This is a genomic window from Streptomyces sp. NPDC046876, assembly GCF_040645035.1.
Lineage (GTDB): Bacteria > Actinomycetota > Actinomycetes > Streptomycetales > Streptomycetaceae > Streptomyces.
In genome coordinates, this window is sequence record NZ_JBEYXK010000049.1 from 39708 (window position 1) to 49405 (window position 9698).

The 9698-nt window shown below is 69.6% G+C and carries 10 protein-coding genes and 3 pseudogenes; 8 read left to right on the forward strand and 5 right to left on the reverse strand.

Features of this window, described 5'->3' with window-relative positions; genetic code table 11:
• Both ABZ924_RS23760 and ABZ924_RS23765 read left to right on the forward strand, forming a co-directional pair.
• Nucleotides 1–1188 carry a GTP-binding protein gene (locus tag ABZ924_RS23760; protein WP_361913205.1) on the forward strand — a complete coding sequence of 396 codons (1188 nt, stop codon included), beginning with the start codon at nucleotides 1–3 and terminating at the stop codon, nucleotides 1186–1188.
• An 85-nt stretch (nucleotides 1189–1273) separates the two neighbouring features.
• Nucleotides 1274–1685 (forward strand): annotated as a pseudogene (locus tag ABZ924_RS23765) (HAD-IC family P-type ATPase); the annotation flags it as partial.
• Between the two features lie 171 nt (nucleotides 1686–1856).
• Here the strand turns inward: ABZ924_RS23765 and ABZ924_RS23770 are convergent.
• The 3 genes from ABZ924_RS23770 to ABZ924_RS23780 all read right to left on the reverse strand — a co-directional run bounded on the left by ABZ924_RS23770 (nucleotide 1857) and on the right by ABZ924_RS23780 (nucleotide 3990).
• Nucleotides 1857–3038, reverse strand: a complete 1182-nt coding sequence (locus tag ABZ924_RS23770) for a GTP-binding protein (RefSeq protein ID WP_361913208.1) — start codon at nucleotides 3036–3038, stop codon at nucleotides 1857–1859.
• Nucleotides 3039–3042: 4 nt separating this feature from the next.
• Nucleotides 3043–3213: a 50S ribosomal protein L32 gene (rpmF, locus tag ABZ924_RS23775; RefSeq protein ID WP_361913210.1), complete on the reverse strand. Its 171-nt coding sequence runs from the start codon at nucleotides 3211–3213 to the stop codon at nucleotides 3043–3045.
• Nucleotides 3214–3276: 63 nt separating this feature from the next.
• Nucleotides 3277–3990, reverse strand: a complete 714-nt coding sequence (locus ABZ924_RS23780; RefSeq protein ID WP_361913213.1) for a transcriptional repressor — start codon at nucleotides 3988–3990, stop codon at nucleotides 3277–3279.
• A 198-nt stretch (nucleotides 3991–4188) separates the two neighbouring features.
• Here ABZ924_RS23780 and ABZ924_RS23785 point away from each other — a divergent pair, with 198 nt between their 5' ends.
• From ABZ924_RS23785 to ABZ924_RS23800, 4 genes are read left to right on the forward strand one after another with little or no spacing between them, the layout of a single operon-like run.
• Nucleotides 4189–5055 (forward strand): metal ABC transporter substrate-binding protein, encoded by an 867-nt coding sequence (locus tag ABZ924_RS23785; RefSeq protein ID WP_361913216.1) that lies wholly within the window; start codon nucleotides 4189–4191, stop codon nucleotides 5053–5055.
• Complete coding sequence (locus ABZ924_RS23790) at nucleotides 5052–5849, forward strand: metal ABC transporter ATP-binding protein (protein ID WP_361913219.1); 798 nt, start codon at nucleotides 5052–5054, stop codon at nucleotides 5847–5849. The genes ABZ924_RS23785 and ABZ924_RS23790 overlap by 4 nt, the downstream gene beginning before the upstream one ends.
• Complete coding sequence (locus ABZ924_RS23795; RefSeq protein ID WP_361913221.1) at nucleotides 5846–6709, forward strand: metal ABC transporter permease; 864 nt, start codon at nucleotides 5846–5848, stop codon at nucleotides 6707–6709. Before ABZ924_RS23790 ends, ABZ924_RS23795 begins: the two co-directional genes overlap by 4 nt.
• Nucleotides 6706–7551 carry a metal ABC transporter permease gene (locus ABZ924_RS23800; RefSeq protein ID WP_361913224.1) on the forward strand — a complete coding sequence of 282 codons (846 nt, stop codon included), beginning with the start codon at nucleotides 6706–6708 and terminating at the stop codon, nucleotides 7549–7551. Before ABZ924_RS23795 ends, ABZ924_RS23800 begins: the two co-directional genes overlap by 4 nt.
• Before the next feature lie 172 nt (nucleotides 7552–7723).
• On the opposite strand, the pseudogene ABZ924_RS23805 reads toward ABZ924_RS23800, so the two are convergent.
• Nucleotides 7724–7858: pseudogene (locus ABZ924_RS23805) on the reverse strand (SAM-dependent methyltransferase); the annotation flags it as partial.
• 242 nt (nucleotides 7859–8100) lie between these two features.
• Here ABZ924_RS23805 and ABZ924_RS23810 point away from each other — a divergent pair.
• Together ABZ924_RS23810 and ABZ924_RS23815 are read left to right on the forward strand one after the other, a co-directional pair.
• A pseudogene (locus ABZ924_RS23810) lies at nucleotides 8101–8442 on the forward strand (DUF5937 family protein); the annotation flags it as partial.
• Between the two features lie 163 nt (nucleotides 8443–8605).
• Nucleotides 8606–9223, forward strand: a complete 618-nt coding sequence (locus ABZ924_RS23815; RefSeq protein WP_361913227.1) for a transposase — start codon at nucleotides 8606–8608, stop codon at nucleotides 9221–9223.
• A gap of 250 nt (nucleotides 9224–9473) precedes the next feature.
• Here the strand turns inward: ABZ924_RS23815 and ABZ924_RS23820 are convergent, their stop codons facing one another.
• On the reverse strand, nucleotides 9474–9695 hold the full coding sequence (locus ABZ924_RS23820) for an Hsp70 family protein (protein WP_361913234.1): 222 nt from the start codon (nucleotides 9693–9695) through the stop codon (nucleotides 9474–9476).
• Nucleotides 9696–9698: the final 3 nt, after the last annotated feature.

Here is a 9698-nt window from a genome sequence, read left to right on the forward strand (position 1 = left end):
TTGTCCAAGGGGCTGCTGAGCGTGGTCACCGGAAACACCCCCGGTGTCCGGGGCCAGGTGGTGGGTCACTTGCTGCGTGCCAGCCCGCGCGCGGCAGTGCTGGCCGTCTCGATCGAGGCCCGCGGCAGCGGATATCCGGTGGTACAGCGATTCACCTCCGGAGCCGGTGCGCAGCCGCGAGAAACGCATGCGCAGGGCGCGACCGGCGATCCGGTGGTCATCCTCCGCCAGGACCTGCTGGCCATCCGGCGGGCGATGACACGGCCCCGGCCCCACGTCATCCTCGCCCTGCCGCAGGAGCTGGATGTCCTGCCGCTCCTGGTGGAGCTGTGGCAGTCCCGGATCGGCGTGAGCGCCCTCGGGGACCATTACGATCCGGGGCCGGTTCTGGCCGGTGTCGACCCGGCCTCCTTCACGGCCGACCTCGGATGCGTCCACCGGGCCGTGCCGCTCTGGGACGGCTCGGGCAGTGCCACTCCCACGACCCCGGCCGAAATCGCCGCCCGCCAGGTCGAGTCTGCGGACGCGCTGATCGTCCCCACTCCAGCGGGCGGCGACAGCCAGTGGGTGTCCGGGGCTGCGGCGCTGATCGGCCACCTCAATCCACACGCCACACTCCTGAAGGTCCCCGACGGCGGGGACGTGGCGGCTGGGCTTCCGTCCTTCCTCACGCAGCCGGCTCCGACCGGTACGAGCGAGGGATGGCGGACAGGGCTCGAACCGGTGATTCTGCCGCGCTCCCCCAGAGGCAGTGGCCATGGTGTGAATTCGGTGCTGTGGCACGCGCGGCGACCACTGCACCCCGAACGGCTGGCGGACGCTCTGGGCGCGGTCATGATCGGGGTGGCCCGCAGTCGTGGTCACCTGTGGCTGTCCAGCCGTCCTGACGAGGTCGTCACCTGGCGCTCGGCCGGGGCGCACCTGGAACTGCGCGAAGCCGACCGCTGGTTGGAAGCGGGGGACGGCAACGCCTGGGAGGCGGCCTCCCCACAGCGGCGGACCCTCGCGTCATGGTTCTGGCACGACTACTACGGCGAGCGACGCAACGAGATCGTCTTCACCGGCATCGACCTGAACGAACAACGGGTCCGTTCCGCTCTGGACGAAGCCCTGCTCACTGACGCAGAACTGTCGCGCGGCCGGGAGTACTGGACGGCCGCGCCTGACCCGCTCCTTGGCAGTCCCTGACCTCCACGGGGCTCAGCGACGCCAGGAACTGACGAGGAGCCCGGTCAGGGCGATGCCCTCGGCCGAGCCGGTCTACGGGATCGTGATCGGCGTGCTGCGCCTTGCCGACCGCCTGAGGCCCGGGCGGTCGTCACCGTCGCTTCCCTGAACGCCCTGACGGGCGCGACGCCCATGCTCCTGACCGGAGACAACCCCCGCGCCGCGGCTTCCGCCGCCGCCGAGGCCGGAATCCTGCCGGACGACGTACACGCGGCTCTGCTGCCGCAGGACAAAGAGGAGGCGGTACGCCGCCTGGAGGCCGGCGGCCACAAGGTGCTCGTCGTCGACGACGGCGTCAACGACGCTCCTGCACTGGCTGCGGCCACACCGGCATCGCCAGGGGGCGCGCCGGCTCCGACCTCGCCCTGGAGACCGCCGACGCCGTCATCGCCCGCGACGAACTCGCCACGGTCCCCACCGTGATGGCACTGTCACGTCCTGCCCGCCGACTGGTCGTCACCGCCGCACGGCAGTTGAACCACGTATGAGCCGCCCCGGAAAGAAGGCTGCCCCTGCACCGTTGGGTGACAGGGGCGGTGATACCGGGCTGGGCAGTGCCGTGGCTGCGACCTCCCCCAAGCTCTCGGCTTCGCTCGAGCAGGGGGGACCCCCATCCCAGCCCGGAGTTTTCAGGCCTGCAGCGCCGGCTCCGGGTGCTCGTGCTCGCAGGCGTCGTCGATGCCATAGGTGTCCCAGGCGGGGAACGGGTCGCCCGCAGGCAGGATCTCTCCGTCGGCCATGAGGCAGCTGGCCAGCGCGGCCTGGAGGGCTTCGGTGCGCAGTGCGGTTCCGATGAACACCAGTTCCTGGCCCTGGGCGGTGTCCGCATCACGGGCGCCGGAGGGCTCGAAGCGGGCCACGGCGCCGGCCTGCGACCAGAGACCGGTCACGTGCGGGCGGCTGGCCAGCCAGAAGAAGCCCTTGGAGCGCAGGATCTGCCCGAAGGTGCCGCTGTCGAGGCCCTTGGTGACGAAGTTCCACAGCCGACCCGGATGGAAGGGTAGTTCGGAGCGGAAGACGGTGGAGGAGATCCCGTACTCCTCGGTCTCCGGGACGTGGTCGCCGTTGAGTTCCATGACCCAGCCCGGGGCCTCCTGAGCGCGCTCCAGGTCGAACAGTCCGGTCCCCAGGACCTCGCGGAGCTCTACGCGTCCGCGGGTGGCGGGCACGATCCTCGCGACGGGGTTGAGGCGGGAGAGGGCGGCTCGGAGCCGGTCGGCGCTCCGCTTGCCGACCAGGTCGAGTTTGTTGAGCACGATGACGTCGGCGAACTCGATCTGGTCCATCAGGAGGTCGCTGACGGTGCGCTCGTCGTCCTCGTACTGGTCCAGCCCGCGCTCGGCGAGGCCGTCCCCGCCGGTCAGTTCGGGCAGGAAGTTCGCCGCGTCGACGACGGTGACCATGGTGTCGAGGCGGGCGAGGTCGCCGAGGGTGGCGCCGTCGTCCCGGGGGAAGGCGAAGGTGGCGGCGACCGGCATGGGCTCGGAGATGCCGCTGGACTCGATGAGCAGGTAGTCGAAGCGGCCTTCGCGGGCAAGCCGGTCGACCTCCTCCAGCAGGTCGTCGCGCAGGGTGCAGCAGATGCACCCGTTGGTCATCTCGACCAGGCGCTCCTCGGTGCGTGAAAGGGCGGCCTCGCCGCCGCGCACCAGGGCGGCGTCGATGTTGACCTCGCTCATGTCGTTGACGATGACCGCGACGCGCAGGCCCTCGCGGTTACTCAGGACGTGGTTGAGCAGGGTGGTCTTGCCCGCGCCGAGGAAGCCGGACAGGACGGTGACGGGCAGACGGCCGTCGGTGGCGCCGGTCATCGACTCAGCCCTCGGGGCGCAGCAGGCCGCGCTCGTAGGCCTTCAGCAGCCGCTGCGGCACGAGGTATACGGAGCCGTCCACGGTGAAGGGCGCGAGCGGCGGGGTGGTGGCCTTCCACTGGGCGCGGCGGTGGCGGGTGTTGCTGCGGGACATCTTCCGCTTGGGAACGGCCATGGCGAATCTCCTCGGTAGGCGAACGATCGCAGACGCTATATGGAAATGGATTCCATTGCCAAATTAGGTCGTGAGCAGGGTGCTCAGATCCTCGTTGGTGACCTGCTCGATGGAACGGTGCAGCGTCCAGTGGCGGGCTTTGCCGCTCATGGGCAACGCGGTCACGGTGGTCTTGACGGGTGGTCGGCCGGGTTCGGTGGAGGCGAGTTGCCGGATGATGACGGCGGTGTCGTTGTCGAGGTCCAGCAGGCGGCGTACGGCGTCTTTGAGGCTGGACAGGTGCGGTGATCGGTGGGGCAGGGGAATGCCTTGTGGCATGGAGCCCTCTCCTTCGGTGGGTCGGCAGTCTGTGCAGATGCCGCTGAGCTCGATGATGCGATCAAGGTTTGTGAAGCCGGCGCTCCGGCCGGTGCGGGCGGCCCAGCGCTCGACGACGTCGGTGTTCACCGGCTGGCTGCGTCCGCAGTGGCGGCAGATCAGGTAGTGGCGATGCCCGGCACTCCGGCGCCGCAGGTAGAGCCGCTGACCGCCTTCTCCCCGTACGGAGTCGAGGAGTTCGTCCCGCTCCAGGTCGTGGAGGATGCGGTAGGCCGTGGTGAGCCCGACCGCGTTGCCGGAGGCGGCCATACGGGCATGTAGTTCCCGGGCGGAGACGGGGTCGGAGTGGCGGCTCAGGAAGTCGAGCACGGCGGAGCGCTGTCGTGTCCTGCGTGTGTCGCTCGTGGGGGAGGGTGGCGGGTGCGTGTCCCGCATCGCCCCCTCCCGCGTTTCGCGCATCGAGGACTCCTTGGTTGACCGATGCCTTGCAGATACGTCATTCTAAATGAACATGGTTTTCATGTCGATGAGGCTCAGGCTCGCACCTTGCGCGAGCACGTATCTGGAGGACCCGTGCATCACCCCAAGCCCCGAGCCGTCCGGCTTGCCGCAGCTGCCATCGCCCTTGCGTCCGTCACTGCCTGCGGCTCCACGTCCGTGGCTGACAGCGGCGCCACCGACAACGGCAAGCTGAAGGTCGTGGCCACCACCACGCAGGTCGCCGACTTCGTCCGGGTCATCGGCGGCGACCGGGTCGCGGTCACCCAGCTGGTGAAGCCCAACGCCTCTCCGCACGAATACGAGCCCACGCCCGACGTGATCCAGGCGATAGGCCAGGCCCAGCTGCTGGTCAAGAACGGTGTCGGACTGGAGGACGAATGGCTCGGCAAGACGGTCCAGACTTCCGGCTTCCGCGGGCAGACCGTCGACACCAGTGCGGACATCAGCCTCCGGCAGGGCGAGGACGAGGAGACCGGCAAGCCGGTGGACGACCCGCACATCTGGCACAACCCGCAGAACGCCAAGATCATGTGTGCGGCGGTCGAGAAGGCCCTGGCCAAGGCCGACCCCGACCACCTGGACGGCTACGAGCAGCGTTTCGCGGCGTACGCGGCCAAGCTGGACGCCCTCGACAAGGACATCGAGCGCCAGATCAACTCCCTTCCGGAGGAGGGGCGCAAGCTCGTCACCAACCACGACGCCTTCGGCTATTACATCGACCGCTATCACCTCAACTTCGTCGGCTCGGTGATCCCCGACTTCAGCGACCAGGCCGAGCTGTCCGGCTCACAGCTGGACGGCCTGGTGAAGAAGATCAAGGACGAGAAGGTGAAGGCCGTCTTCGGCGAGTCCTCGCTGCCGCCCAAGACCGCCAAGACCATCGCCGACCAGGCCGGGGTGAAGGTCGTCGCCGGAGAGGGATCGCTGTACGGGGACTCCCTCGGGCCCGGGGGGTCGGCGGGCGACACGTACCTCAAGAGCGAGGAATTCAACACCAAGACGATCGTGGACGCCCTGAAGTGAGCGCCGCCACCCTCCCCGCACCACGCACGGAAGCAGCCCCCGACCCGCTGCCGGCGATCGAGTTCGACCACGCCTGCCTGTGCTACGGCTCGACCACCGTCCTCGACGACGTGCACGGCACGGTCCTCCCCGGCCAGGCCGTCGCACTCGTCGGCCCCAACGGCGCCGGCAAGTCCACTCTCATCAAGTCCACACTGGGCCTGGTACGGGTGGCCTCCGGAGCGGTCTCCGTATATGGGCAGCGCCCGGCCGACGCACGCTCCCGTATCGCCTACGTCCCCCAAGCCGACACCCTCGACCCGGAATTTCCGGTCACGGCAGGCCAGGTGGTGCTCATGGGCCGTTACCGGGCCGTCGGCTGGCTGCGCAGGCCCGGGCGGAAGGACCGGCAGATCGCCGCCGACGCGCTGGAGCTCGTAGGCCTCGCCGACCGGGCCGCGGACCGTTTCGGCACCCTGTCGGGCGGGCAGCGCCAGCGCGTCCTGCTGGCCCGCGCCATCGCCCAGCAGGCCGACGTACTGTTGCTGGACGAGCCGTTCAACGGAGTGGACGCGGTCAGCCGGGACGCCCTGCTGGGTGCGCTGCGCGAAGTGCTCGCGGGCGGCGCCGCAGTCCTGGTCTCCACCCACGACCTAACGATCGCGAGCGCCCTCTGCGAGCAGGTGTGCCTGCTCAACGGGCGCCAGTTCGCCTTCGGCCCGCTGGAGCAGACCCTCACCGCGAACAACCTGCGGTGCTGCTACGGGTCGCACGTCCTCGAAGTGGACGGCTCCGCGATCGTGGCCGGGGCGTGAGCGGCCCGGGGGCTCTGCTGGTGGAGCCGTTCCACGTGCCGTACATGGCGCGAGCCCTGACCGAGCTGGTGATTCTCGGCGTACTCGGAGGCGTGGTGGGCGTCTACGTCCTCGTACGTCGCCTGGCCTACGTCGCCGACGCGCTCACCCACACCGTCTTCCCCGGCGTCGTGGCCGGTTTCGCGGCCGGCGCGGCGGACGGAGTCTTCTGGGGTGCGCTCGCCGCCGGACTGTGCACGGCAGCACTCCTGACACTGCTCACCCGGGCCACGCGCGTCAGCGAGGACTCGGCCCTGACCGTTCTCCTCACGGCGTTCTTCGGCCTCGGCGTGGTCCTGGTCTCCCGGCAGCACGGATACCGGCACGACCTGATGGCCTTCCTCTTCGGCCAGGTCCTGACGGTGACCTGGACGGAAGTCGTACAGAGCGCGCTGGTGGCCGTCGGCTGCCTGGCAGCGCTGGCGGTCCTCGGCCGGCACCTGACCTTGCGCGCCTTCGACCCGGAGGGGGCCAGGGCCATGGGCTACCGCACCCAACTGCTGGACCTGGCCCTGAACGTCGTCATCGCGCTGGTCGTGGTCGCCGCCGTCCGGTCGGTGGGGACGGTGCTGGTCATCGCGCTGGTCATCACCCCGGCAGCTTTCGGGCGCGTCCTGTCGCACCGCATCCCGGTGATCGCCGCCGTCGGGGCGGTCTTCGGCGGCCTGTGCGGCTGGCTCGGTCTCGCGGCGAGCTACCGGGCGTCCGTCTTCCACGTACTCCAACTGGCCGCCGGCCCTGCCGTCGTCCTGCTGATGACCACCGCGTACGCACTGCTGCTTGCCGCAACCACACTCCTGCGAAAGGTCCGGCACGCATGAGCTGGCTCGATTCCTACACCCACCGGGCCCTCTTGGAAGCGGCCATGGTGGGGGCACTGTGCGGGGCGATCGGACTGCATGTGGTCCTGCGCCGGATGAGCTTCTTCGCGATGGCCATGACCCACGCGACCTTCCCCGGCGTCGTACTGGCAGCCGTACTGGGTATCCACATCTACATCGGTGGCGCCGCCATGGGCCTGCTCGTCTGCCTGTGCGTCCTCGCGCTGTCCCGCCGCCGCGGCCGGCACGCACAAGGCGTCACCACCGCCACCGGCATCGTGCTGGCCACCGGCTTCGCCCTCGGTGTAGCCCTGCTCTCCGCCACCCACGGCTTCAACAGGAACCTCGAAGCCTTCATGACCGGCTCGATCGTCACCGTCACCGGCGTGGACCTGGCCGCCACGGCATGCGTAGGCGCCGCGGTGCTCGTTGTCCTCATCGCTCTCCACAAGGAGCTGCTGTACGGGGCGTTCGACCCGGAGGGGCAGCGCGCTGGCGGCTATCCGGTGGCCATCCTCGAGCTGCTGATGCTGCTCCTGGTCGAAGCGGTGATCGTCGTCACCGCCCCGGCCGTCGGCGTCATGCTGGCCATGGCCCTGATCGTCGGCCCCGCCGCCACAGCCCGCCTGTGGACCGACCGCATCCGCACCACGACGCTCATCTCGATGGGCGTCGGCACAGGCGCCTGCGCGCTCGGATTGGAGCTGTCCATGCGGTGGAACCTCGCGGCGGGCGGCACCATCACCCTCGTGATCGCAGCAGTCTTCCTCCTCTCCCTTGTCGTCGCTCCGCACAGCGGCGCAGGCCGGCCCCCCTTGCGGGCGCTCCAGTGGAGGGCATGAAGCGAGGGGGTGGCAACGCTGCTGCCGCGCCGGGGAGGGTGAATCCGGAGTACGCCGCTTCCGTGCTGCGTCTCGTCGTGGACTTCCACGGGACTCCGGACCCGCACACCACTTCCAAGGACGCAACCCCCGCACGCCCGGCGCGTCCTCGTCGGTGACGCGAGAGATGCACGGGACGCTGGACGCGCATGGACTCCGACGGCTCGACCGCCGTCCCCGTCCGCGCCGCGTTCTCGTACGAGCCGGCGCCGACGTTCAGTACCGTCCGGGCGTCGCCGAGGGCCAGGGCGATGAACCGGGCGATGCGCTCGTCGGTATGCGGAGCCGACGGTGCCGTAGTCGACGTCGCCGGCGCTGCCGTCCTGAGTGCGTGCAGTGCGGTCATGAGGGGTTACCTCACCTCGTGAGCTGTGGGCGCACCGTCGACGGTGAGAGCGGGTGACGAGGGGTGGTCGGTGTCCATAGGCGCTTCTGGGGTTGCTTCCAGCAGCCTGGACGGACCGGCAAGATCTGATCAACTGATTGTGAAATCATGCAATCGTGATCGCGATGCGCTTCACCGAGACGGCCGCCGAGGACCTTTCGTTCTCCGTCTCCCCGCTGCTCGAAGCGGTCCATTCCTGGCACGTGCTCACCGATCCCGGACACCATGCCCTGCACGTGCCCTGGGTGCGCCGCTGCCGTCGGCTCCCCGTGGCGCTGCGTCGGCAGCTGCGCGAGTACGGCTTCATCGTGGCCGACTCCATCCCGGCCTTCTTCGAATGCGGCGCGGACGATCACGACGCGGACTTCGGCACCCGGCTCTCGGCGGTGCGCGCCCTGCCGGCCGAGCAGCTGGCCGTCGAGCTCGCCCAGACCCTCGTCGACACCACCCGCTACGAAGGCCACGACCTCGTCGGGGACGCCGCCGTCCGGGACGCCGCCCTCGCCGAGCTGCAGGAGACCGACCCCGGTCGGCTGCACGGCTGGCCGACGTCCTCACCGACCGCCGGCCGATCCTGGAGGGTGCGCTCACCGCACTGGAGGACTACTGGAGCGCCGCCTTCGCGCAGGAATGGCAGCGCGTCGAACCCACCCTGTACGAGGCGATCGCCGGTGCGGGACAGCGGATCGCCCACCAGGGTGTCTTTCCGATACTGCGCACCCTGGTGCCGCAGATCCGCATCGACCCCACCCAGCGGCCGCCGACGTGACGACCAACGCCTCCGACGCACTGAACTACACCCCAGTGCTCGACCAGTCCCACCAGAACACCGGCATCCACCCCGAACAGGCCCTCGTCGACGCCGGATACTGCTCCGAGACCAACCTCGAAGCCGCAAAGGATCGGCAACTGACCTGCGGCACCGACACGTTCATGGCCACCGGCCGACTCGGCCACGACGAGCAGGTCCCGCCCGCACCCCGCGGACGCATTCCCAAGAACGCCACGTTCAAGGAGCGCATGGCCCGCAAGCTGCGGACCAAGCCCGGCCGGAAGGCCTACAGCCGCCGCAAGGCCATCGTCGAACCCGTCTTCGGGCAGATCATGACCTGCCAGAACGGCCGCCAGCTCCTCCTGCGCGGCGAGGACGGCGCCCGAGGAGAGTGGCGCCTGCTGGTCGCCTGCCACAACCTCCGCAAGATCTTCCGACACGTCGGCAGCGCCGGACTCGCCGCGGCAATCACCTGACCGGTCCGGACCACCGGCCCCCTTGAGGCCGCTACCCCGGGCCGGCAGAACCCGGCCACCCGCGCGGCAGCGTGCAGGTCGGGCGACCGCAAGCGACCTCGGCACCACTACCACCCGGCCAGTAGCCGGTTACTGAGACACGCTCCTAGCCGAGGAGATGGCTCGAGCGCAGCCAGATGCCTGCGGGGGATGGCTCAGTGGAATCGGCCCGTACCCGCCCGCTACAGAGCCGCCATAGAACCAGCTGGTGTCAGGCGGGGGGCGGTGGTTCGAACGAGTCAACTAGAACAGCGTGCTCGTGGACGTGGTCCGTCCAGTTTTCGCTGGCCATTCCGACGGTGACCTGCTGTTCATTGCCTGTGCCGAGGTCCTTGGCCGTGACGTGCATGATGCCGTTCGCGTCGATGTCGAAGGAGACCTCGATCTGCGGGACGCCGCGGGGGGCCGGCGGCAGGCCGGTCAGCTCGAACATGCC